Source organism: Streptomyces sp. Root1304 (genome assembly GCF_001426405.1).
In the GTDB taxonomy this organism is placed as follows: domain Bacteria; phylum Actinomycetota; class Actinomycetes; order Streptomycetales; family Streptomycetaceae; genus Streptomyces.
The window spans coordinates 149,602-174,047 of sequence record NZ_LMEP01000012.1; the positions used below are offsets into that span (position 1 = coordinate 149,602).

Genomic DNA, 24,446 nt, shown 5'->3' on the forward strand with positions numbered 1-24,446 from the left:
TTTCGCCGGCGGGTGAGGCCCTCCGAAGCCCCGGCCCGGAGGGGCGGCCCGGCTGCACCGCTGCCGGGCCGCCCACCGACTACCGGCGACGTCCTTTCCGAAGGCGAGCATCAGGTCTGCGTGGGCGAGAAGAACCCGAGTCCGGGGTCCTCCGGCGTGCCGATCAGCAGGGCGCGGTCGAGCAGGATGTTGTTGTACTCGCAGCTGGTCTCGGGCAGCATCGCGCAGGCATGGCATGCCGCGAGGTTGGCGCCGCCTGCGCCGGAGGAACGGGACTCGATGCACAACGGGTCCGCAGAACACCAGTGGGACCGCCGCAACGCCGAGTGGAGGGCCACGGCGAGCCGCGAGGGCTCCCCCTGGGCCACCACACCTCCCAGACTGCCTGCGGAGTCGCTCGTGGCCGTGTAGACGAGGATGCCGGCCATGTGGGGGTCGGCGTAGAGGCGCTCACGCAGCGCCCCGGCCGGGTAGCCGGCTTCCAGACTCCACTCGTTGATCAGCACGTGGGCCAGGGTGTGCAGCAGGACCAACCTGGGCGTGGCGGGCGAGGTGGGAACCTCGGCGGGATCGGTGGCCCGCTCTCTCAGCAGCCGGTCGTGGTTGTCACGCATGCGCTTCACCCGGCGAGCCACCGTGTGCAGCTCGGCCCACTCGTCCAGGCGGTGCTCTTCGAGGCGTACGAAGACACCTTCGCCATGCACCTCCATCGCGGGGAGCCAGTCGGTCGGTGTCAGCGACAGGGCGGCTTCATGGCCGTCGGCACCCGTCTCCGGGTCCGCGATGCGAGTGAAGGCCTTGAGCGCCCGGACCTCGCGCAGACGCTTCACCAACATCGTCCGTTCGACACCGAAAGGGGAGAGGACCGACGTGTCGGAGACGGGCGGCTCGCAGATGAACTGCTCCTCACGTCCCTTGTCCCGCAGGGCATTGCCGGCCGACAGCTGTTCGTACTCCTGCCGCCGCAACGCCTGATGGCTGTCGGTGGCGACGTTCTCCGGAGTCGGGTCCCCCTCCTGCTCGGCAGCCAGCAGGTCCATGACGACATCGACCGAGACCGAATCGTCCCCGGGGAACGCCCCCTTGAGGTAGATCTCGATCTCCCCGCGCGAGGAGTAGCCACGCAGGTTCTCCCAGTGCTTCGTGAGCCTGTCGGCGAGGCCGTCGCTCCACGGAGGGATGGACAGGGCGGACTTCAACACGGGCTGCCAGACCGCCGACGAACCGCGCTGGAGCGTACGAGGCGCCTGCGAACAGAATTCGGCGGGAGCTCCTTCGAGCCAGGGACGTCTGCCCTCGCAACGGACCTTGAGGTCCTGCAGGGCGGAGCGACGGAAGGCACCTTCCATGGAGACTTCGGGCACACCACAGGTGCACGATACGACGATGGAGCGCAGCGAGGCGCTTCGACCGGCGAAACGCAGACTCATCTGCCCACCGCAGTGCCCGGTCGTGCCTTCCTCGCGATTGCCGCGATGCAACCACTTCCAGTAGGGGAAGTCGTCGAGGTGCCCGTCCTCGCACGCCACGACGAATCGGGACGGCACGAGCGGTTCCTCGTCGCAGTCCTTCCCCGTGCAGATGTTCTTGCCCGGAGGGGGATTGAAGCCCCGGATGTGCTGCAGGGACTTGCACTGGGGACACGAGTGCCACAGGGGGAAGCGACGGACGCGCACCCCGTCCCTGCTCCCCTCCCCGGAGGCCGGTGGCAGCCGGAAGTGGCGCACCCCGAGGACCCGGGCGAGCCGGTGCTCGTGGATGATCGGCGCCTCGTCCAGCTGCCAGCTGTGGTGGGCCTTGTCGATGCCGGAGACGACGAAGGACTCGTTGTCGACGGCGATCAGCGATCCGACGCCGTACGTGGTGATCATCTGGGCGCGGCGGACCGACCCGCGGCGCGGCAGGTCGAGACGGGGGGCGGCCGGGCCGCCGTCGGTGCCGCGGCGGCGGCGCTCGCGGGGCGGGGTCATCGGGATGCCTCCATGAAGAGAGCGGACTCGGCGTCGACGTCGCGCAGGCTCCACAGGGTGGACCAGGCGTCGGCACCCTCTGATTCGTCGTCGAACGGTCGGAGCAGGGCGGGGGTGGGATTGCCACGACGAGGCTCGTACAGCAGTCCGCCGTGAGCCTCGGCCTTCGACTGCCACCAATCGATGAACTCGTCGAACGCCTCCGAGGTGTCCTGCAGTTCCTCGGGAGCGACCTTGTGGACCCGGCTCGTCAGCAACGGCTTGATCTCGTGACGCAGACGGTCCACGTACGTACCGATACGGCCGGCGTCGGTGTTCTCGCGGGCCTCGGGGATGAGGATGCGGGCCAGGGCCACGACCACGGCATGCAGGCCGCGATCGCGTGCCCGTGCGGAGAACGGTGTGACCGATGTCGACTCGACCTCGCGGTAGAGCGCCGAGTGGAAGTGGAGGAAGTTCTCGTAGTGGGAGCGATCACGGGAACGGACCGCATTCAGCATCACGGCCACCAGGCCGGGGTGGGCTCGGCCCACGCGGCTGGTCGCCTGGATGTACTCGGCCGTGGTCTGGGGCTGGCCCATCACCGCCATCAGACCGAGGCGGTTGACGTCGACACCGACGGCGATCATGTTGGTCGCGAGGAGGACGTCACGAACGTCGGGATCGGGGTGGCGCTTCTCGATCTCCTTGAGGCGGGCGGGAATCAGACTCGCGTCGACACGGCTCGTCAGCTCCGAGTACCTGTTGGAGACCCGTACGTCGGTTCCGTCGCGGTCGGCGAGGAGCCGCAGGTAGTCCTCGACGTCGTCGTTCACCTGAAGTTCGGCGGCGGACAGCAGCCGAAGGCTGTTGAAGTAGCCGACCAGGGTCCAGTAGGCGTCCCGGACCTCGTCGCTCGTCTCCGCGCGCGCAGCCTGGTGGAGGAGCGCCGCATAGGTGCGGATGAGGAGGGTCGACTGGCTGGTGCCGGGGGCGAGCAGACCGACGTAGCGGCGGCTGGCCTTGCTCCTGCGGTCGGTCTCGACGGCGAACCAGGAGTCCCGGGCGTCCAGACCGGCAGGGGGGAACTGGTGCACGTCCCGATCGAAGAGGTTACGTCCCTGGTCCGCCGCGCGACGGATGGTCGCCGTGGAGGCGATCACCTTCGGCTCGTCGGCGAGTGCGTCGACGGCCGTCTCGTACAAGCCGGTGAGGGTCCCGAGAGGGCCCGAGATGAGGTGGAGCTCGTCCTGGACGATCAGCTCGGGGGGCGGTGTCGCCTCGTCGGGGCGGTCCCGGTTGAACAACGCCGCCGTCTTTTCACGCCACGGCATGGAGGCGAACTTGTCGACCGTGGCGATGACGAGGGTGGGACGGGCCCCGTAGACCGTCTCGTCCACCAGGTGGACCGGCAGCCCGGAGGCGAAGTCGCAGCCGGCGCCGGGGCAGCGTACGTCCATGCGTACGTCCTCCACGTCCACCGAGTAGTGGTGGGCATCCAGCGCGGTCCCGCACCACGGGCAGGCGTGAAGCTGCACCGGGTTCTCCTTCTGGAGACTCTGTCCTCCCCGGAGCTTGTCCAGCTGCTTGTCGGCCGTGGCGAGGTCGTTCGGCGTGGCCGACTTCCCGACCCACATGCCGATCGAGATGGTCTCGTGGCCCAGCCGGTCCGGGGCCGCCCCGCGCATCCGCTCCATCGCGCAGATGAGGATCGTGGCGCGCTCGAACTGCTGGAGGGTGAGCAGGCGCAGGGTGTACCGCATCAGTACGGTGACGCCTCCGCCGTTCTCCTTGAGGCGCAGCCGGCGCAGGAAGGTGGTGAACGCGATCAGACCGAGATAGGCCTCGGTCTTGCCGCCACCTGTGGGGAACCACAGCAGATCGGAGACCCGGCGGTCGGGGTGGTTGGGATCGTCGATGCCTCGCAGGCACAGCAGCATGAACGCGATCTGGAACGGGTACCAGCGCTGCGTCGACAGATCGGGCTCGCCCTGCCGGCCGTCCTTCACCCAGGCGCTCCGGGCGCGCTGCTCGGCCATGGCCCGATTGGCGAGCCGGAACGCCTCCATGACGTCCGACTTGGCACCCAGGAGCCCGATCCCCTCACGGATCCGCCGCAGGGCCTCGCGACAGGCTTCCAGTCTTTCCTGGGCGGCGTCCTCGTGCGAGGTTGCGGCAAGGGCGGCGGCCTCCGAAGCCTTGGCCTCGATCCACTGCTCGTAACCGTCGGCCAGTTCCTGCAGTGCTTCGATCACCTTGTCGTCGGGGCGTTCGGCGAGGCCGAGCATGTCGAGTGCCGAGCTGTCGATCTCCGGGTTGGAGTCGGTCAGCAGGACTTCGTGCGTGGGCACGAACTCGGATCGGATCTCGTCGATCGCAGCAGGCAGTACCTCGGTCAGACCGATCGCCGGCGGCGTCCAGTCCCAATCGGCGGAGCATCCGTGCCCCATGGCGAAGGTCGGGGCATGACGGTGCAGCAGGCGGCTGGTGGCCGTCTCCGAATCGACGGCGGACAGTGCGGCTGGGCGCTCGACGAAGGCGGACGTCCCGCCGGCGGCCCGCACCCGCAGGCTCGGCTGGAAGAGGGCAAAGGCGTCCTGAAGTTCCTTCTCGCCCACGACATGGGCGTTGATCAGGGTGACGGTGACAGTGACGCTGCCCGAACTGCTCGGCCGGACGAGGGCGTGCAGCTGCACCTCGTCGGGGACGAGATCCTCCTTCACGGTCCCCGGGCGCGTGATGTCGATCGTCTTCTCCGGCAACTCCAGCTCTCGGCGACGCCAGTGCTCACGCTGGTCGCTCGTGGTCCTGGCCTCCGCCCGCCGAGCCGACAGCGGCCGCCCCTCCGCGTCGACGGGGTCGTAGACGGCGGCTCGTGCGTGGATCACGATCTCGGAGGCGATCCCGGGCGCGACGGCGAAGGTGAGGCCCATCGTCGAGGGGCGACGGTCGCCCGAGGTGGGAGGGTCGGCGGAGGTGTCTGTGTCGTCGGGGCGGTTGAGGCCGAGCAGAGGGGCCTCGTCCAGCCCTTCCTCCTCGGCGATGTCCTCCAGCTGTTCCTCCCGGGCCTCGCGGTCGGCGGCCCGGGGGAACAGCACCCCGATCGGGTAGCGGGTGATCGGGGCGTCCTGCGTGAGGGTCTCGTCCGGGTCGTCCCCGGCGTCGGCGTCCGGCCCGAGGAGCTCTCGGCGCAGTCCGGCCACCAGTTCCTCGCGGACCCGGTAGTGCTCGGTGTGCCGACTGGTCCCGTGCGTCATCCCTGCTCCTCCCCGGCGCGTTCATTGCGCCGATGCCTTCCGATCCCGGTGATCCGAGGGGCGATCCACACCCCGTTCCCGCCGAGCCCTGCATTGGTGCCGGCGGCCGTGCTGCCCGCGACCGTCTCCAGAACGTCCACCCGCAGGCCGACGATCTCGCTCGGCCAGTTGATTTCCCAGGACCGCGAGACCTTCTCGACGGCGTACAGGTCTCGGCGGAAGCGCTCCGAGGCCTCGCCGACGACCCGGTCCTGGTGGAACAGGTCGTACGGCGGGCTCTGCTCGGGCCCCGCAGGTACGGGGTGACGCATCCGAAGAGTCACCGCGGCCCCGGCGCGGACGTGTTCCAGCAGGTAGGTCTGTGTCGTGGCCGCGTCCATGCCGGCCGAGCAGGGGGGCGTGTCCCGATGAATGTCCCCCGCCACCACCTGGATGCCGAGCCGCTTGTACTTCTCCCAGGAGCCCAGGTACCAGCGCCCGGTGGGACGGTGACGCCTTGTACGGAAGGTGTCGGGGCCGGTGACGTGGTAGAGGTCCTCGCGGGCCCGGGTCATGGCGACGTAGAGGGCCCTCGCCTCCGCGGGCACGTCGAGGTCCTCGTGGGCCTTGCGCAGCTCGTCGAGGGGCGGGGGTGTCAGCAGTAGTACCCGGTCGTACTCAAGGCCTTTGGCCCGGTGCACCGTCGAGACGAACAGCCGGGACGTCTCCGGATCCGACAGATCGTCGGGGAACCGACCCTCGGCCACCAGGCGTCCCAGGGCGGCGACATCGACCTGGCCACGACCGGTGCGACGGGTCGCCGCCCGCGAGAGCCGCCAGCAGCGTTCGGGATCAACCCCGATGGGGAGCGGTATCCCCGTGAGCAGGTCCAGGAAGCGCGACTCGGCGAGTGTCAGGGACTCCGCGCGGCGCAGCAGCTCGGCCACCCAGTACGGCACGGGACGGTCCTGCAACGACCGCTTCAGCGCGTGCTCCACTCCGTGTCCGTGCAGCAGCTCCGACACGGCGAGTGCCTGCCGGTTGTCGCGGGTCAGGATCGCGCACCGGCCGGGGAACGTCTTCAACGTCCCTTGTGCGAAGTCGCCGGCCAGGTCCCCGAGACTCGGCAGGCCGAGAAGGCGCTCGCGGAGTTCTGCGTGAAGTGTGGAGGCGGTGGTCTCCGCGCCGTCCGGTGAAGCGGCCAGGTTCTGCAGGCGGGGCCCGAGGGCCAGCGCCGTGCGGGCCTCGGGAGTCGTCGCCCGGAAGTTCTCGGTCAGGTGGAGCTCGACGAGGTCGTCGTACGAGGATCGCAGCCAGGTGAAGAAGAGGTCGGTCTCCTTGGCGCGTTCCACCGGGTCCTCGATCTGGAAGCCGTAGATGCCCTGTGCGGAGTCGCCGACCACGGTGAATCCGCACGAACGCTGGAAGCGGTCGAGCAAGGCCTCCACAAGGTCGCGACGGTCGCCCACCAGGTCCTGTGCCTCGTCGATCACCACATGTGAGGGCGCTCCGAGTTGGCCGGCCTCCACCGCGCCCTTCTCGATCGCCGCGGTGGCCGCGCGGATGCGCTCGTCGAAGCTGCGGGCCCTCCAGTCGTCGTCCGGGTACGCACCGGCGAGCAGCTGGTACGCCCACGAGTCGAAGGTCTGGACACGGACCCGTTCGGCCCGGTCGCCGTGCCGGGCGTTCCGGTCCCGCAGTTCTCGGACGGCGGCTCGGGAGAAGCTCAGGACGAGGATCTCCCCGGCCTCAAGGGCTTCGTCCGGATCGACGTGTCCGACGAGGGAATCGAGACGCCGCACGACGGTGTGGGTCTTGCCCGAGCCGGCACCCGCGGTGACCAGGAGACGCGTGTCCCAGGGGAGATCGACGACGGCCTGCTGCTCGGCGGTGAGCGGAGGACCGGCATCGTACGGATCGGTCACTTGCTGCTCCACAGGTGCTCGAACTGGGTGAACGCGAGAGCGGTGTCGAAGTTGTCGACGGTGTCGCGGACGTTGAGGATCAGGCAGGTCTCCTCGCCGCCGTTGAGCGGTCCGCGCAGGCCGCGCCCGATCATCTGCTGGTACACGTTGGGGCTGTACACCGGCCGGGCGACGATGACGGCCCGGGTCGCGGGGGCGTCGAACCCCTGGGTGAGAACGCCGTAGTTGGTGAGGACCTGTGTGCGCCGCTCACGGAAGTCGTCGATGCGCCGGCGACGGTCGCCGGGCGAGGTGGACGAGTCGACGGAGGATGCGGTGATGCCCCGGTCCCGGAGTCTGGCCGCCAGGTACTTGGCATGGTCGACCGAGGTGGCGAACACGAGTACCGGCCAGTCGTCCGGCATGTCCGAGATCTCGTCCAGGATGCGGGCGTTCCGGTCGTGGTCGTCGGCGAGCCTCTGCTCGGCCGTCCGGGACAGGACGCTCATCTGCTCGGCATGCTGCTTCTCGTCACGGTCCAGGGTGATCGTGCCGCCCCGGAGAAGACGATGCTCGACCTGGGCCAGCACACCGAGCTCCTGAAGCTCGCCGTAGGCGTCGTCGTTCGCGAAGACGTCTTCGTCCAGTCGGCGGCCACCGAATCGGTTGATCAGGCGACGGGTCTCCTCCTGGTTGGTGTTGCGGAACGGCGTCGCCGTGAGCCCCAGGAGGTGACGGTCGGTGCGGGAGGCCGTCAGACCCAGCTGCGTGAAGATCTTGGTGTATCGGGGGGTGATGGCGGTGTGCGCCTCGTCGACGATGACGAGGGCGGCGTTCCGCAGCCATGCGTAGGAGTCGGCTTCGAGGCAGCTCGGCTGCTGGAGCTTGGCGTCCATGGCGACCACCAGCTGCGGCCGATCCGTGACCGGTCCTGCCTCGTGCGACGACCACAGCCTGTTGATGACGAGCGGCCTGTCCGCGCCGACCTTTCCCCAGACGAACTTCCAGCTCTGCACGGCCTGCTCGCACAGCTCCTCGGTCTGGGCGATCCACAGGATCGGCCCGTCGAGTTCGCCCGCCTGCTTCACCCAGCGGATCACCGCCTCCGCCGTCACCCGGGTCTTGCCCGCTCCGGTCGGCAGAGACAGCATGCCGCGCTGCGGGACGATCCGGTCCAGCATGGTGAAGACGTGCGCGGCGAGCCGCTCCTGGTAGTCGTGCAGGCGCGGGAAGTGGCGTGGGCCGTCCACTTCGATCCGGGGGTCCAGAGTGGGCGTCCGGAATCCGGCGAACGAACCGGGGAAGCCGAGCTCCGCCACGAAGGACACCGCGGTGGAGGCACCGGTGAAGGATGACGGGGCGTGGCTCGGGTAGACGTTCTGCAGGTCGCGGGCGTGGACATGGAGGACGCGGTCCTCGTGGGCGTTGAACGCCATCCGCGCGACGCGGTGGCCGTCGGGCTCCGTTCCGCCGTTCTCCGCCCGTTCGCTGTCCATGAGACCGGGGGGAAGCCGATCCCTCAGGGCTGCGGCGCCCAGGAGGAGCAGCAACTTCGTCTCCACGTCGGCGGCCTCGCGCACGGCCTTCAAGGTGTCCTTGACCTTCTGGTCCTCCTCCTGACGCCGCTGTTCGTCCAGGACCTGACGGCAGCCGGATTCGCCCATGTTCCAGCGCAGTTCGCGGTCCACGGCCATCAGGGTCGTAATCGCGTCGGAGGGTTCCAGTACGAGGATCGTGGACCCCCGCAGGCTGCTGTTCAGGGTCCGAGGGCGCATGCCGTTGGGCGTGCGGGTCACTTCCTCCAGGACCTTGCAACGCTGCAGCACATAGGGGTCCACCTGCGAGCCCCGCATCTGGCGCAGGGTGGGGTACACCTCCTTGAGCGGGACCGGATCACCGATGTCCTCGCTCCGCGTCTCGAGGCTGATCACATCGGCGTACGGCAGCATTCCCCACTGCTTGACGAGCAGCGCGGCGTCCTCGACCGAGGCGGTCAGCAGTGCGGGCAGTCGTTCGGCCCGCAGAGCCTGGTACTCGCCTTGCGAGGAGGCCACGGCGATCTCGCCGTCGGGGCGCGTTCCCCAGTCGTCGCCGATGCGGCAGCGGGTGAGGGTGTCCTCGGAGAAGGCCACCTCCAGACGGGTCAGCAGTACGTACGTGTTGCCGACGAAGGCGTCGTCCTCGCTCTGCTGGAGCTTCTCCTGGAGCTGGTCCCAGAAGGAGCCGGGCACGTCCTGGACACTGGTGGGAAGCCGCAGTTTGCGAGCCTTCTCGGAGCTGATGTCCGCCACCGGCAGGACATCGCCGTACGCGGCGAGCTGGGGGCCGACAGCTTCGGTGACACGGCGGAGGCCGTGGGAGGTCGGGACGAGACCGTACCGCAGGAGCATCCATCGGATCGGTGAGGCCACGGCCCTTCGGGTGCTGACCTGGGCCCCGACCTGAAGGGTCCAGTTGTCGACGAGGGCGTCCTCGGGCAATGCCTTCAGGAATCGGGCGCGGGCTTCTTCGGAGAGTGTGGGCAGCAGGTGCAGGGGGCCGCCGACCGTCGCGCCCTCCAGCCTGATCCTGGCGAGAGTCGGGCGGGCGGCCTGGTTGGGCAGGGACGCGCAGTACGCCTTGTGCAAGGCCTCCCGGTACTGCTCGAACCAAGCCTCCTCCTCGGGGCGGTGTCCCCCCGTGGGCCGGTCACGCAGTCCTACCTCGCGGAAGAACGCCATGTCGTCGGAGTGGAAGCGGGCGTCCACGGCGACGACGGGGTCCGAATCCGGGGTCACGACCGGACCGGGAAGCAGACAGTTCCGCATCGGTCGGTAGTGCCCGTCCGACGCGCGTACGTGCAGCATGGAGCGCGGATCGGACACCCGCTGGATCACCTCGTGCGACAGATGCCCGCTGCCGGCCTGGTGGAACAGCTCCCAGAACCGGGTCCACTCCTGTGGCCCGTACGTGCTGAAACCCTGCTCCAGGACGCTGACGAAGCGCCCGCGGACGTCGGCCTCGCGGATACCGAGAGCGGTGAGGGCGTTCGTGAGCGACAGGTCCTCGGACAGAGCACTGTCGACGTAGACGAGGGACTCGCGCAGCCCGTCCTGGTCGGTGCGGCGGAACACCTTGCCGACGACCGGAGCGACCATGCCGTGCTCCTCGGTCAGTACGATCCGCGCCTCCCGGGCCTCGTCCGCGTACGGCGAGGACGCCTGGATCATGCTCGCGACGATGCGGACGGCGGTGGCGGACGCCGCGGCGGTGCCGTCGGAGACCAGAGCCTCCAGCCATTCCCGCACCGAGGCACGCTCACGCCTGGAGGCCTTGAGGATGTGGTCCGTCTTGCCGGCGCGGAGGGTGTCGACCTCCGCCGACGGGTGCAGCCAGTTCGTGGGCCGGCCGGGGTAGGAGTTCCACAGGGTCAACCAGCCGGCCACCGTCTTGTTGTCCTTGCCCAGGGACGGGTGGACATTCAGGTCGCGCGGAACCTGCAGTCGGCCGTCCTGGTCCGGCAGGGAGGGGCGGTGGGCGGTGGCCTCCCAGATCTGCTCGGTGAGGTGGCGGTCCGCCCAGCTGACCGTTTCGGACTCCCTGGGCCGACCCGGGAGGAGCGGAAGGTACGCGGCGGGATCCTCGGCGGGAGCCAGCTCCGGCAGCGAATCGACCACCAGCCCGGCCGCCACACGGATCATCTCCTTGTTGAACGGCGAGGAGTCCAGCAGGTTCTGTCGGTCCTCGTTGGTCTTCCAGGCACCGTTGAGGATGCCGCTCAGCGTCATCTCGTACTTGGTGGGGAAGAAGGACCAGAAGCGCCCCCGGCCCTTGGGAGAGGAAAGGAGTCCGGAGGACTCCTTCTCGTACTCGCGCACGGCCCAGGAGATGTCGAGGGTGACCCGATCGTGCAGCTCGCCCGCGCTGGAACGGGCGGCCGCGGTGGGCTCGTGGGTGAGCGTGAACACCCGCCATCTGTTGTCCGAGGGGCGTTGGCCGGGGCGCTCCTCCCGGACGGCGTGCAGTTCTCGGTCATGTTCGACGATGAGGGTCCGGCGCACGACGGGTCGCGGACGGCGGTCCTCGAGAACGACCTTGGCGACGTGCGGGGAGAAGAGCTGGAAGCCGATGGGGAACTCTTCCCGGCCTCCGACCGAGGAGCCTCCATGCATGTCCTGGCCGAGCCGCTCGGCGGCTCCGTCGAGCAGCGGCAGGCGCACGACGGTGGTGGCCCAGCCGAGGAGTTCGTCGAGCACGGGATCGGCGGCGCGCTCGGCGGCATCGTCCAACGGGCGGGCCATCCGGAGCACAGGAGCTTCGAAGTCCTCGCCCAGGCGGGCCGTGACTCCGGCGACGGCACGGATCTGTGCGGAGGCCCACTCGCGGTCGAAACCGAAGGACCCCGTGCTGCTGAAGAACTGAGGGGCGTCGGTCACCACGAGTACGGATTTCACTCCCACGCCGAAGCGGCCGATCTGACCTCCGCGCTTGCGCGACATGCTCATCCGGAGAATGGTCTCGGCACCTTCGGGGGTGACGGGGGTTCCCTCGTTCGCGCAATACAGATGGGTGTCAGTCAGTACGACATGGACGGATCCACCGGGATCGGCGGCGATTTCGTCCGCCGCGTTCTGCACCAGCTCGAAGAGTTGCCGGTCGCCGTACCCGCCCTGAGTGATGCGTCTTTCCCCGTTGGCGTGCTCCGGAATGAGACCGGGGTCGACGGCGTACGTCTGGAGGACGCGAGAGGACTGCGCAATCACGGTTTCGAGTACAGGGGTCGGTTCGGGGGACACGGGACTCCGATCCTGGAGTGGCGGCCTGACAGGAGGAAGAACCTACTGTGATCAAGCGTCAGAAGTGCTGCGTTGTGCGGATGGTGGCGTAGACGGTGAGCCGACGAGGGCGGTTCCGGCCGCTGGCCGAGTGTCTTCGGGGGCATCGGCGATCACGAAGAGGGGCGAAAATCCGGTGCCGCACGGAACGTTCCTGGGCGGGCGTCATCACATGTGTTGCCGCCGAAGGAGATGCAGGAAGACGGCACACTTCTACCAGGGCTTCGGAAATACGTTTCTTCCGAGGCGGGTGGGGCCGCTGAGGGGAATGTACTCGCCTGTGTCGAGAGTGCGCAAGGAGGTCGACGGGGCCCTTTGGTCGCTTCGATATGGCGCGAAACATGGCGAATTGCGTGAAACGAGGCAGATGGCTCCCTCGACCTCAGGTCTCGACCTCCAGGCGCTGTCAAAGGTTGTTTGACATCGGGTGGCCTGTCAAAGGACCGGGTAGGGTGAGGGGTGCTGTAGGAGACAGGTGGAGTCGGATCCGAAGGAGGTGACCGTGGAAGCCGGCGAGGACTTCGGACCATGGTTGGCGCGGCAGTTGAAGCTCGCCGACATGACCCAGACCGAGTTGGCCCTGGCCGTCGATGTGACGCGCGCGGCGGTCTCGGCCTGGATCACGGGCAGGGCGACCCCGCGTCCCGAGGCGATCGAGCGCATCGCCCGAGCCTTGAACACCGATCTGGCCACGGTTCACACCCGCACGGCGGACACCCAGGCCGGCCTTCCCGTGGGGTGGTACCACCGTCCCGGACATGCCGACGGCGGGCGGGAGTTGGGCAATGCGGCGGCGTTCGCCTTCGATGCCGACGTCTCCGTCCTGGCTCGTGAGACCTGTCAGAACAGCCTCGACGAACGGATCGCCGTCAACGGTCAGCCGGTGAGGGTGCGTTACACGCTGCACGAGTTGACCGGAGAGGGCCTCGCCCGTTTTCGCGAGGTCATCCAGTGGGACGACCTCTACCCGCACTACGAGGTGGTGCGGGAGCAGAAGCAGAAGGTCGGCAGGGTCGTCGACGCAGGACTGCGCGACATGTACGAGCGAGACCGCCTCGTGCTGTTGAGAGTGGATGACTACAACGCGGCGGGCCTCACGGGCGACGACTACGACGACGGTCGGTTCGCGGCGGTCGTGAGGCGCCAACTCGACAGCCACAAGTCCGGCAGCACGGCCGGTGGTTCGTACGGTCTGGGGAAGGCGACCCTCTGGGCGACCAGCCGACTCGGACTCGTCCTCATCAACTCCACGCTCTCCGAACCGCACGAGGGGCGGAGTGAACGCCGCCTCGTCGGGCGCCTCGATCTGCCCTGGCGCCGGGTGAACGGTCAGGCATGCGCGGGACCGGCATGGTTGGGACGCCCCGACCCCGACTCGCCCGGTGCGAGTGTGGCGCGCTCGTGGTGGGCGGACGAGGAGACGGTCGAATCCCTGCACCTGACGCGCGAGAGCGGTGAGCCGGGAACGTCGTTCCTGATCGTGGGTGCCCATGACGTCGCGAGTCTCGCGGACGACACCGCCGTAACGGACGGTGAGGAAGGGGAGGACGACGACAGCATCCAGCGGATGCACCACAGACTCGTACGCGCCCTCGGCAAGAACTTCTGGGCGGCGATGACGGGGGGCGGAGATCGACTTCCGCTTCTGGAGGCATCCGTGCGCACCCTGCGCAATGGTGCCGTGGTCGTCCCGGAGGAGCGTGTGGATCCGACCCTCGCCCAGCCTTCCCGCACGCGCGCGCTGAAGGCGTTCCTCGACGGAACGACCGTGGAGCGGCTCACCGAGACCGGACAGGTCGCCGCCGTCACTGTGCCCCTCAGCCTGCCCGGCCAGGACGGTGGGCGCGCGTCTTCCGGAGAGCACCGTGCCGTGCTCCTGGTGACGGACGCCGAGGATGCGGACGGAAGGCCCAATCGGGTCGTGACGATGCGCGGCAACCGCATGACGGTGCGCGACACGGCGGTTCCCGGCCTGCCGTTGTCCGTGAATCCTTTCCAGGCCGTGCTGCTCGCGGGTACGGCCGCCGGCCCGCAGGCTCCGTTCGCCGCAGAGGCCGAGGAGTTCCTGCGTGCCGCCGAACCTCCTGAGCACAACAAGTGGGGGCAGACCGAGGAGCTGACGCTCACCTACTCGACCTCGGCGTACAGGAGGATCAACGGGCTCACCCGGGAGACCAACGCGGCGATCAGGACCTTGGTGGTCCGTCCCAAGCAGGGGACCAAGCAGGGCGGCGGGCGACTGGCGCCGAAGCTGACCATCGGCTCGGGGAAGAGGCGCCGACTGTCGGCGGTGAGCATGCCGGTTCTCGAGGAACTCGACGCCCAGGTGCTCGAAGGCGGGGCCTGGCAGGTGATCGGCGAGATCAGGATTCCTCCCGGAGGCCAGGAGTGGCGGCTTGTTCCGGTCGCCAAGTTCGATGTGCGATCCGGCCCTCGCCCCACCATCGAATGGGCCGAGGTCGCGGGCGTGAACAATTGCCAGGTGGTGGACGGCACACTGCGCTTCGCCGACGGCGCGCGTTCGGCGACGTTCCGCGGGGTGACTGATCCCACCACACATGCCGTCAGAACGAGCCTGAGTGGTCTCGTCGTCGAACTGCGCACCGGAGAAGGGGAGTCGTCGTGAAGGTGTTCCCCTACCCGCGCCTTCGGGGCGCGGTCTCCCTGCGTGTCGACTCGGCACGTGTGAAGGCGCCCGGTCAGCCTCGTGAGCAGCTCGACTCGCGCTCGCGATCCGTGGTCGAGCGGGTTGTGGCGCTCGGCGTCGCGGAGACCGAGGACTGGGAGGCCGCTGCACTGACAGTCTCGGCGACGATCCCCTCGAAGGCCACCGCCCCGGAAGGGCCGTGGTCCGAGGTCGTGGTGGTGGCGGTGCTGACGGACCGGACGACCAATACCCGTGTCACGTCCGTGCTGGCCCGGGAGACGGAGGACGGCCGGGACTGGCACGGCGAGCTCCAGGTGCTGCGCTCCGATGTCTTCGACCGTGCCGTGTTGACGGTGCAGGTGATCGCGACGGTCGACGGGGTTCCCGGTCGTATCGTGGGGGAAGCCGCCGAGGACTGGGTCGTCGACGTGCGTGGCGATGTCCCGACCCGGGAGCAGAGCTTCGACATCAAGGAAGTCGGGTTTGCCAAGGGGCCGCGCTGGCTGCAGAGCTTCAGCGAGGCTCCGTGGATCGTGAACGCCTCAGGGGCGGTGCCCACGGTGCACATCAACACCGACTTCGAAGGCATGGCCGATGTCCTCGGAGCCGAGGGCAGGGGCCCCGAAGGCCTGGTCAACGCCATGTTGATCTCCCAGATGGCGGCCGAGGTGTGGACCGCCGTGTTCCATTCGGCCATCGGCGACCTGGAGATCGAGGACGACGGAACCCCACTCTTCCCGCACGGCTGGCAGGGCGAGGTGCTCCGCGAGATGCTGCCGGACGTGGTGCCCGAACGGACGCTCGAGGACGCGCTGCGAGAGGTGCACCGTCGGCGGGTGGGAGCCACGGGGTGGACCGAGTTGCAACCGCGGATCCAGTACGCGGCGATGCGGAGGGCCGAGGTGCCGAGGGTGTTCTCGGAGACCGTGCGCGGCCTGGAAAAGCTCAAGCGTGAGGATGAGGCATGACGGAGAAGCCTGATCACCTGCCGGAGTATCTCGGTCGGCTCGCCGACGAGGAGGCGGTCCGGTTCATCACGGACGGTCTGCTCTCCGGGAAGGACGACGTCCCTTCCATCGCTCTCAACCAGGCGACCGAGCCACTGCCCGAGAGCCCGCGCCGCCGTCTCCGTGCGATCCGGGACCTGATCGACGACGCGATGTACATCCACCGGGACGAGCGTCCGACGCAGGCGGACGCCTGGCTCGCCCCGCGTCTGCACGCGATCCTTCGTCTGACGCGTGCCGAGGCTGCGGACCCCGCGCTGTGGAACTACCTGGCTCTGGGCGTCGCCCCCGACTTCGTGGTCTGGCGCCACCTGTCCGAGGCGACCAAGGCCGTCAACGCCCAGTACTTCAAGGGCCCTCACTACAAGCAGGCGTTCGCCCGGCTCTGGTGGTCCGCCGAACTCTTCCGGAACGGGCCTGACTACGAACCGGTCGTCATCGCATGCGGAAACCAGGACATGCTCAACACAGGGTTGAGGTTGGATGTCATCGATCACCGCCCCACGGCTCAGGCCATGGTCCGCCTGCTGCAGAGGGGGGTCATACGGACGGGGCGGGACACGAACGCCCTGGCCAAGGTCGTCAACACGGCGGCCGCGACCCTGATGTACGACGTGATCGCGCAGGACGTGGCACGAGACGGCAGCGCTGTGCGGATGTGGATCGACGAGGGGGAGGGGGGATTCACCGTCCACCATCGCCCTCTTCCCGCCGGTCCCGCCGAAGAGCCTGCTCCCGAGAGCTCGGTGGAGCTCCTGGCGAACAGCTTCGCGGAGCTGTTCGCCGATGCTCCGGTTCGAGGCAGGAGAGCGGACGAGGAGGAGGCCGGCTGATCGCCCTCCCTACGGGAGGCGAGGGGGAACCCAGGCTTTCAGTGCTTCGATGGCCCGCTGCTTCCGGGACTCGTCCAGCTCCAGTGCCGTGCACAGGATGTGGACGGCCAGGCGGGGAGGGATCGCATTGCCGATCTGCTGCGCGATGTCGGTGCCTTGCCAGGGATATGCAGCAGGGAACGTCTGCAGCAGGCCGGCTTCCTGCGGGGTGAAGCGTTCCTGCTCCGGGCCCAGTTCGACATCACCGTTCTCGTGGGTCCGCTTGAGCTCGAACACCTTGTTCCGGCGCACCTTGCCGGTGACGGTGGCGGACGGCATGTCGGAGGTGCGGATTCCCCGCTTCGCGGGGTCGCCGCCCGATCCGTAGTTGGAGCGGACGACGAAGGCGGTGGGACGGGTTTCCTCGAGCACGTCGTGCATGGAGACCCACCCCCACGGCTGCGTCGATCGCTTCCGTCCGTCGACCTCGAAGAGAGACTTCTGCGAGCCCTCGTGGTTCGACCCCTCGGAACTCTGCACGGGGAGGCGTTCTGCTCCCTTGCGGTAGCGCTGGTGGGTCGGGCCCGGGAGGTCGAGGCCCTGTCCAGTGCCGCCTCGGTGGCGGGCGATCAGTACCGCTCTGCGACGTGTCTGCGGGACGCCGTACTCCTCGGTGTGCAGGATGCGGCACTCCGCGTCGTATCCGAGCTCGCGAAGGATGTCGCGGTACTTCTGCCAGACGGGCAGGACCGTCGGCACCTGTTCCAGCACCACCACGTCGTAAGGGTCGCTCTTGAGTCGCTTCTCGACGATCCACCGGAGCGGCTGCAGCACGAGTCCTGTGCGTTCGTCGGTCCACTCCAGGACCTGTGCCCGCTCCTCGACCATCGCCCAGGCCTTCTCCAGCTCTCCGACGGTCTTGCTCAGCCCGACGAGCTCGGCGAGGTCCTGCACCTCGTCGAGGGCCTTGTGCCCCTCGCGGCTGCCGGCCACGGAGTAGGTCTGGCACGGAGGCCCTCCCGTGAGGACACGGGCCGAGGCCACCTCGGGGTCGAGCGGATTCACCTTGGCCACGTCACGGATCGTCGTGGTGCGGAGGCCGGCGGCCCGCCGGGTCTCGCGGGTCGACTTCTCCCACTCCACCCCGATCGTGGGCAGATCAAGCATTTCGGCTGCGATGTCCAGGCCGCCCGGACCTGCGAAAAGATCGACAATAAGTGGCGGTTTGTCGTGATTTTCGCTCGAATGAGGTGCTGAGGTCATGATAAGGGGCAGTGTAGCCGGCGCCGGAGATGGTCACCGTCCCGGCGATGCGGAAGGCGGCCCGTCGCGGTCTTCAGGAACGGAGCGCCTGGGCGACAGCTCGGCCGATGGCCTCTCCCACCGGTGGCGGCGAAGCGTGGCCGACCTGTCGATAGCGGGCCGTCTTTCTGCCGGTGATGTCCCAATCCTCTGGGAAACCCTGGAGCAGGGCCGCCTGTGCCACGGTGATCTTCACCAGGCCTTCTTTGCCGAGTTCAGGCGCCCAGGAGAAGTCCGCCCCCGGGGTCTCGTCGCCCAGTGAGTGGGCGTTCACCCCCAGCTTCTCCCATTTCCGCTTGGACCCGGTGGGCCCGAGGTCCGCTCCGCCGCGGTTCTTCGAACCACCCACCAAAGTGGGGGCCACCGTGATTGCTTGTGCTGCCCAACGGTCGGCGTCCTTCCATCCTCGTGCACGCATGGACGGTGCGAGCGCCTCGCCGACGGGCACGTGATCCGTCACGGTCGGGGGAGGTGGGCGGAACGCCTGGAACCACTGCTTCTTGATCGCCACGAGGACCCCTTGCTTACGGTCCTGTGGCACCCCGAAGTCGGCGGCATTGAGGAGGAACCAGCTGAGCTCGTAACCGAGATGCTCAAGCTCCGCGCGGGCGAACTCGTGGAAGTCGCGGAATCCGGCCGGGTCGACCAGTGTCGGCACGTTCTCGATGACCAAGGCCCGAGGTCGTACCGCGTGGGCGAGATAGACGGCCGCCCTCAGAAGTTCCTCTTCTTTGCCCGACCCGGCTCGGGTGGTCGTGGCGCTGGATTTCACCCGCGGCAGCCCTGCGGACAGCAGGTCCACGTCGTAGCTCTCCGGGTGCTCGCTGGGGTCGAGGTCCAGAAGGTCCTGCTGAAGCACGTTCCAGTGAGGTCGGTTGGTCCGCAGGGTCCGACAGGCGTCCGTGTCCTCGTCGAGCAGCAGGGTCGGCTCGAAGCCGGCCCGCTCCAGCCCCAGGGCGAGCCCGCCCGCTCCGGCGCAGACATCGACGAAGGTCAGGCTCTTCATCGGTCCCCTCCCCTTCGTGCCGATGCTCTCCGACGTTCCACCGCCGCAGTGATGCGTAGGGCCACATCCTCCGGCAGCTCATGCTCCCAGAAGCGGAGTACTTCCCATCCGGCAGCCGTAAGGTGTTCGGTCGTCTCCTTGTCGCGGGCCATGTTGCGATCGAGCTTCTGTCGCCACCACTCGGCGTTCGCCTTCGGCTGCGTGGCGTGCACGGGGCAGCCGTGCCAGAAGCAGCCGTCGATCAGAACGGCCACCTTGACGGAGGTGAAGGCGACGTCGATCCGTCGTCGGGCCATGCCCGGCACCGGGAACTCGACGCGGTAGCGCAGCCCGGCCGCGTGGAGCAGACGGCGGACCGCGAGCTCGGCGGCGGTGTCTTTGCTCGCCTGCCTGCTCATGCGGGCCGAGACGGCGGGGGAGGACGGAACGGCTTCGGACACACCTGCATTCTGCCGGAGATCCGGTGTGTCACTCCCCTCCGTGGCACTCCCCATAACTCCGCCCCGCCCCGCACCAGCACTCCGCCCCCCACCCCGGCGGCCACGCCGTCGCTCGGCCCCTGGCCGCCAGTGTTGTCGCGTACTGGGGGAGGAGGTCCGGGTGGGACGGGTGGGTGGATTCTGAGGCTGCGAAGGCTTCGTAGGAGGGGACCGTGGCTCGGACGATGCCCAGGTTCGGGGTGCCCGCCTGGGCGAGTTCCCGGAGGGAGGCCTCCAGGTCCGTGAGGTGGGCCGTGTACGTGGGGTATTCGGCTTCCAGTTCCGGGTACGCCGCCAGCAGCTCGTCCAGTTCCCGTTCCGGCCAGTGGAGGACCGCCACCGGGAACGGGCGGGAGAGTGCCGTGCGGTACGTGCCCAGTTCCGAGCGGAGGCGGGCGATCTCCGCCCGGAGTTCCGCCGGGTCCGAGGAGCCCAGGGACCACAGGCGCTTCGGGTCGTGGAGTTCGTCCAGGGGCACCGCCGCCGTGTGCAGCCGGTCCGCCAGCTCGTCCCAGTCGTCGTGCGGGAGCGCCAGCATCCTGCGCACCCGGTGCCGGGTCATCAGGAGCGACTGCGTCGCGTGCGGGAGCTCCGCCGAGCCGGCCAGCAGCGTCGCCGCCTCCGTCAGCGTCGACTCCGCCGCCTCCAGCTCGTCGTGGGCCTCCAGCGTCTCCGCCGTGATCTCCCACGGCGCTGCGTCCGTCGGCCTGGCCCGCCGTACCCCGTCGATGATCGCCCGGGCCTCGGCCTCGTGGCCGTACTCCCACAGGTTCGCCGCCTTCAGCGCCCTGATCAGGAGCGGGTTCGCCGGCGTGCCGGACAGCAGGGCGTCGTAGAGGGCCGTCGCCGCGGGGCGGTCGCCCGCCAGTTCCAGGTGGGCCGCGGCCCGCAGGGACAGGGCTTCCCTGTCCCCGGGGTACTGCCCGGCGGTGCGCAGCAGGCGCTCGGCTTCGGTGGTGTGGGCGGCAGGCGTGTCGGGGCGCATGCTCTCCACCGTACTGCTGTACGGGCCTGGAGAGTTGGCGCCCCAGCGCTTATCGTGCCCCGCGTGCGGGCCAGGGTGGGGCAGCGGGTACCGGTCGTCGTCCAGTCGCGAGGGCGGCGCCGCAGGGGTGCCCGCGTGCTGTTCGTGTGCGCCGAGACCGTCGTCACCTGTGGGGTTCTCGTCCTCCTCCTCGTCGTCCACCAGCTCTGGTGGACCAATCTGGAGGCCCGCGCCGAGGCCCTCGACCAGGTCCGCGCCCTGGAGCAGGAGTGGGGCGTGGCGCAGGAAGGGGCCGTTCCGCTGCCCGGGCGGACCCTGGGAGACCAGAGGCCCGAAGAGGAGACCCCTGGTGGGGAGGCACCGGCGGACGGGGACTCCGTCGTCGGCGATCCACCGGCCGGCAGTCCCGTCGGCTCCTCCGGCGCGCCCGCGCCTCCCGGCTCCGGCACCTCCCGCCCCTCCGGCTCCGACGCCTTCGCCGTCCTCCGTATCCCCCGGCTCGGCCTCACCGCCCCCGTCGCCCACGGCGTCTCCAAGCGGTCCGTCCTCGACAAGGGGTACGTCGGGCACTACCCCGGCACCGCCGACCCCGGGCGTGTCGGGAACTTCGCGCTCGCCGGGCACCGGAACACCCACGGCGAGCCCTTCCGGTACATCAACCGGCTCCAGCCCGGCGACGAGATCTCCGTACGCACGCGTGCGCGTACGTACGTCTACCGCGTCGATCAGATCCTGCGGCAGACCGCCCCCCGCGACGTGGGCGTCATCCGGCCCGTGCCCCGTTCCCTCGTCAAGCCCTCGTACGGGTACGACGCCCCCGGCACCTTCCTCACCCTCACCACCTGCACGCCCGAGTTCAGCAGCACCTACCGGCTCGTCGTCTGGGCGAAGCTCGTCCGGTAGCCGGGCCCGTGGCCGGAGCCCCGGCAGGCCCTAGTCTCGACCGGGTGATCAGACGCCGGCCCCACCTGTGGTGGCTCCTCGTTCCGTACCTCCTGTTCGTCATCGCGCTGCCGTTCGTGAACCGGGTGCCGCTGTTCGTCCTCTGGCTGTTCGGGGCGACCCTCCTCACCCCCGTCGCCGTCGGCCTCGCGCGGCGGGGGGACCGGTCGTGAGCTCCGCCGCCGTCGCCGTCTCCGTCTTCGCGGTCTTCATGGTGCTGACCGTCGCCCTCGGGCTCCTGGCCGTCCGCCGGCACCAGACTGGCGGGCTCGACGCCTGGTCGGTCGGCGGGCGTTCGCTCGGACCCGTCTTCATCTGGGTGCTGATGGCGGGGGAGGGGTACACGAGTTTCAGCTACCTCGGCGCCGCCGGGTGGGGCTACAACTACGGCGCCCCGGTGCTCTACGTCGTCGCCTACATGTCCTGCGGCTACGCCGTGGGGTACGTCGTCGGGCCCATGCTCTGGGGGTACGCCCGCAAGCACGGCCTCGTCGCCCTCAGTGACATGGCCGCCCACCGCTACCGCCGGCCCTGGCTCGGCGCCGCCGTCGCCGTCCTCGCGACCGTCTTCCTCCTGCCGTACATCCAGCTCCAGATCACCGGCATGGGCGTGGTCGTGTCCACGATCTCGTACGGGACGATCGGCCTGAACCCCGCCTACTTCCTCGCCTTCGCCGTCACCACCGGCTTCGTCGTGGTGAGCGGGCTGCGCGGCAGCGCCTGGGTGTCCGTGCTCAAGGACGCGCTGGTCATCCTCACCCTGGGCTTCCTCTTCGTGTATGTGCCGCTGCACTACTTCGGCGGGTTCGGGGAGTTCTTCGGGCGGCTCGTCGACGAGAAGAGCGAGTGGCTGAAACTGCCCGGACACGGGGGCGAGGAGAGCGGGTACGGCGTCGGCTGGTTCGCCTCCACCACCGTCCTCAACTCCCTCACCGTCGTCATCTTCCCCACCACCGTCGCCGGCTACCTCGGCGCCCGCGACGCCGACACCCTGCGCCGCAACGCCGTCTGGCTGCCCGCGTACAACGTCCTGCTCTTCGTCCCCATGCTGCTCGGCACGGCCGCCCTCTTCGTCGTCCCCGGGCTCGTCGGCGCCGAGTCGAACCTCGCGCTGTTCGAGCTGGTCACGGACTCGCTGCCCGCCTGGGCCGTCGGGCTCGTCGGGGTCGCGGCGGCGCTCTCCTCGATCGTGCCGATGGCGGTGTTCATGCTGGTCATCGGCACCATGTGGGGGCGGAGCGTGCTCAGCCTCGTGCCACGGCTGCGCGCCCGCGAGAAGGGGCTCTCGCAGCTGGTGGTGGTGGTCGCGGGGGCGCTCGCGCTCCTCATGACGTACACCGCCCCCAACACCCTCGTACGCCTCTCCCTCATCTCCTACGAGGGGATGGCGCAACTGCTTCCGCTGGTGCTGCTGGGGCTGGTGTGGCGGCGGATGACCCTGGTGGGCGGGGTGTCCGGGCTCGCGGTGGGCGTCGCGCTCGTCTGCGCGCTGGTCTTCTCCGGGAACGATCCGCTCTGGGGCGTCAACGCGGGGCTGCTCGCCCTCGTCGCCAACCTCGCCGTCGCCGTTCCCGTCAGCCTGTACGGGCCTCCGGACCGGGGCGACGAACGCCCGGACGAGGAGGTGCTGGCGCGGGAGGAGTTCACGGAGGCGGCGGTGGGGGGTGTGCGGGGGTGATCCCGGGCGGCCGGGCGGCCGGACGGACGGACGGTCGGACGGTCGGACGGACGGTCGGACGGACGGACGGGGCGGTTGCGGGTTGCGGATGTCTCTCCCCGGATGCCCCCGACCCCCGCGCCGCTCACCGCTCGCGTCGCCGTCCGCCCAGTACCAGGGTGAGCGCCGCGCCGGTGACCGCAAGCCCCGCCGACACCAGGAGCGCCGTGTCCGGGCCCGCCGGTACCAGGGCCAGCGTCAGGGCCACTCCCGCCGACGAGCCGATGTAGCGGGCGGTGTTGTTCGCGCCCGAGCCCATCGCCGCGCGCTCCGGCGGTACGGAGTCGACCGCGAGCCGGGGGAGGGCGGCGTTCAGGAGGCCGCTGCCCACGCCCGCCACCACGAGGCCCGGGAGCAGGCGCGGCCAGGGGCCTTCGAGCCCGCCGAGGAGGGCGAGGACGCCCACCGCCGACAGGGCGAAGCCCAGGGCCAGCTGGTACGGGGCGGAGAGCCGGCCCGCGAGCCGGCGGGCCTGCAGCGCCGCCACGAACGCGGTGCCCGACCAGAGCAGGAACAGCCCCGCCGCGCCGAGCGGTGACATCCCCGCCCCGCCCTGGAGCAGCGCGGGCACCACGCTGAACAGGCCGATCACCGCCAGGCCCGTGAACAGCGCCCCCAGCGTCGACGCCAGGAACGCGGGCCTCCGCAGCAGGGCGAGGTCGACCATCGGCGCCCGGCTCCGGCGCTCGACCAGGACGAAGAGCGCCGTCAGAGCGGCCGATCCCAGGAGCAGGAGCCCGACCGGGGCCCGCAACCAGCCGTCCCTGCCGAGGGTGAGCGCGGTGAGCAGGGCGGCCAGGGCGAGGCCGAGGGCGACCGCTCCGGCGATGTCGGGGCGGGAGCGCTCGGGTGCCGGTCCGGGGGCCCTCGGCGTCCGTGCTTCCACCGCCTCCGCGTCGGTCGGCGGCGTCCGGGCCCCCGCTTCGTCGGTCGTCGGCGTCCGGGCCCCCGTCGCCTCCGCGTCGGCCGTCAGCGTTCGCGCCCCCACCGCCGCCGTCGCCAGTGCCGCCGCGCCCAGTACCCCGTACGCCAGGCGCCAGTCCGCCAGGCTCAGCGCGCCCGCGAGCAGGGGGCCGAGGGCGATGCCGCCGCTGACCGACGCCCCCCAGATCCCCGTCGCCCTGATCCTGTCCCGGCCCGCCGGGTACGCGTGGGCGAGCAGGCCCAGGCTGCCCGCGAGGACCGCCGCGCTCGCCGCGCCCTGGGCGATCCGGGCCGCGGTGAAGGTGAGCGTGGAGCCCGCGAACGCGCCGAGGGCGGTGGTGAGGCCGAGGGTGAGGGTGCCGAGGAGGAAGACCCGGCGGCGCCCGTGCGCGTCGGCGAGGCTGCCGGCCACGAGGAGGAGTACGGCGAGGCCGAGCGGGGTGCCGTTGAGCAGCCAGGCCTGCGCCGAGGCCGGGGTCGCGAAGGCGGCGGCCATGTCGGGGAGCGTGAGCATCGGGGCCGTGTAGTTCATCAGCGCGACGGCGGTGGCGACGGCCGTGACGGCGAGGGCGGCCCCGGGCCGGCCGGCGCGGCCGGTCGACCGGGAGGCGGCCCCGAGGGCGGCGAGCTGGGGCATGACAGGGACCTCCACCCCCTCGGTCAGTTCGGTGAACGAACTCACTGTACCAGCTGGGTTCGTTCAATGAACCTTGATTGGGTAC

15 protein-coding genes are annotated in these 24,446 nt (G+C 69.7%); 6 read left to right on the forward strand and 9 right to left on the reverse strand.

What is annotated here, in order from left to right; translation table 11 throughout:
* Window positions 1-110: 110 nt before the first annotated feature.
* The 4 genes from ASD33_RS13645 to ASD33_RS13660 are packed head-to-tail and all read right to left on the reverse strand — an operon-like array spanning window position 111 to window position 11,864.
* Window positions 111-1,970: a DUF1998 domain-containing protein gene (locus ASD33_RS13645; RefSeq protein ID WP_056558378.1), complete on the reverse strand. Its 1,860-nt coding sequence runs from the start codon at window positions 1,968-1,970 to the stop codon at window positions 111-113.
* Window positions 1,967-5,206, reverse strand: a complete 3,240-nt coding sequence (locus tag ASD33_RS13650) for a helicase-related protein (protein WP_056558381.1) — start codon at window positions 5,204-5,206, stop codon at window positions 1,967-1,969. Before ASD33_RS13650 ends, ASD33_RS13645 begins: the two co-directional genes overlap by 4 nt.
* A complete protein-coding gene (locus tag ASD33_RS13655; RefSeq protein ID WP_056558384.1) occupies window positions 5,203-7,110 on the reverse strand; it encodes a UvrD-helicase domain-containing protein in 1,908 nt (635 codons plus the stop codon). Before ASD33_RS13655 ends, ASD33_RS13650 begins: the two co-directional genes overlap by 4 nt.
* A complete protein-coding gene (locus ASD33_RS13660) occupies window positions 7,107-11,864 on the reverse strand; it encodes a DEAD/DEAH box helicase family protein (RefSeq protein ID WP_056558387.1) in 4,758 nt (1,585 codons plus the stop codon). Before ASD33_RS13660 ends, ASD33_RS13655 begins: the two co-directional genes overlap by 4 nt.
* Before the next feature lie 541 nt (window positions 11,865-12,405).
* On the opposite strand from ASD33_RS13660, the gene ASD33_RS13665 reads away from it, so the two are divergent.
* From ASD33_RS13665 to ASD33_RS36280, 3 genes are read left to right on the forward strand one after another with little or no spacing between them, the layout of a single operon-like run.
* A complete protein-coding gene (locus tag ASD33_RS13665; RefSeq protein WP_056561332.1) occupies window positions 12,406-14,529 on the forward strand; it encodes a helix-turn-helix transcriptional regulator in 2,124 nt (707 codons plus the stop codon).
* Window positions 14,526-15,518, forward strand: a complete 993-nt coding sequence (locus ASD33_RS13670; protein WP_079044754.1) for a hypothetical protein — start codon at window positions 14,526-14,528, stop codon at window positions 15,516-15,518. Before ASD33_RS13665 ends, ASD33_RS13670 begins: the two co-directional genes overlap by 4 nt.
* Complete coding sequence (locus ASD33_RS36280) at window positions 15,515-16,390, forward strand: DUF6339 family protein (RefSeq protein ID WP_056558390.1); 876 nt, start codon at window positions 15,515-15,517, stop codon at window positions 16,388-16,390. The genes ASD33_RS13670 and ASD33_RS36280 overlap by 4 nt, the downstream gene beginning before the upstream one ends.
* A gap of 9 nt (window positions 16,391-16,399) precedes the next feature.
* Here ASD33_RS36280 and ASD33_RS13680 read toward each other — a convergent pair whose 3' ends face one another.
* The 4 genes from ASD33_RS13680 to ASD33_RS13695 form a co-directional block, all read right to left on the reverse strand.
* Window positions 16,400-17,536, reverse strand: a complete 1,137-nt coding sequence (locus ASD33_RS13680) for a DNA cytosine methyltransferase (protein ID WP_056558394.1) — start codon at window positions 17,534-17,536, stop codon at window positions 16,400-16,402.
* Between the two features lie 169 nt (window positions 17,537-17,705).
* Window positions 17,706-18,677 (reverse strand): DNA cytosine methyltransferase, encoded by a 972-nt coding sequence (locus ASD33_RS13685; protein WP_056558397.1) that lies wholly within the window; start codon window positions 18,675-18,677, stop codon window positions 17,706-17,708.
* Window positions 18,674-19,075 carry a very short patch repair endonuclease gene (locus ASD33_RS13690; RefSeq protein WP_056561336.1) on the reverse strand — a complete coding sequence of 134 codons (402 nt, stop codon included), beginning with the start codon at window positions 19,073-19,075 and terminating at the stop codon, window positions 18,674-18,676. The genes ASD33_RS13685 and ASD33_RS13690 overlap by 4 nt, the downstream gene beginning before the upstream one ends.
* Window positions 19,076-19,145: 70 nt before the next feature.
* Window positions 19,146-20,141: an SEC-C domain-containing protein gene (locus ASD33_RS13695; RefSeq protein ID WP_056558400.1), complete on the reverse strand. Its 996-nt coding sequence runs from the start codon at window positions 20,139-20,141 to the stop codon at window positions 19,146-19,148.
* 63 nt (window positions 20,142-20,204) lie between these two features.
* Here ASD33_RS13695 and ASD33_RS13700 point away from each other — a divergent pair, with 63 nt between their 5' ends.
* The 3 genes from ASD33_RS13700 to ASD33_RS13705 are packed head-to-tail and all read left to right on the forward strand — an operon-like array spanning window position 20,205 to window position 22,761.
* Window positions 20,205-21,044: a class E sortase gene (locus tag ASD33_RS13700; protein WP_079044755.1), complete on the forward strand. Its 840-nt coding sequence runs from the start codon at window positions 20,205-20,207 to the stop codon at window positions 21,042-21,044.
* A 44-nt stretch (window positions 21,045-21,088) separates the two neighbouring features.
* A complete protein-coding gene (locus ASD33_RS35465; protein WP_157870040.1) occupies window positions 21,089-21,256 on the forward strand; it encodes a hypothetical protein in 168 nt (55 codons plus the stop codon).
* Between the two features lie 38 nt (window positions 21,257-21,294).
* Window positions 21,295-22,761 (forward strand): sodium:solute symporter family protein, encoded by a 1,467-nt coding sequence (locus ASD33_RS13705; RefSeq protein WP_056561340.1) that lies wholly within the window; start codon window positions 21,295-21,297, stop codon window positions 22,759-22,761.
* Between the two features lie 124 nt (window positions 22,762-22,885).
* On the opposite strand, the gene ASD33_RS13710 is transcribed toward ASD33_RS13705, so the two are convergent.
* Complete coding sequence (locus ASD33_RS13710; RefSeq protein WP_056561345.1) at window positions 22,886-24,361, reverse strand: MFS transporter; 1,476 nt, start codon at window positions 24,359-24,361, stop codon at window positions 22,886-22,888.
* Between the last annotated feature and the right edge of the window lie 85 nt (window positions 24,362-24,446).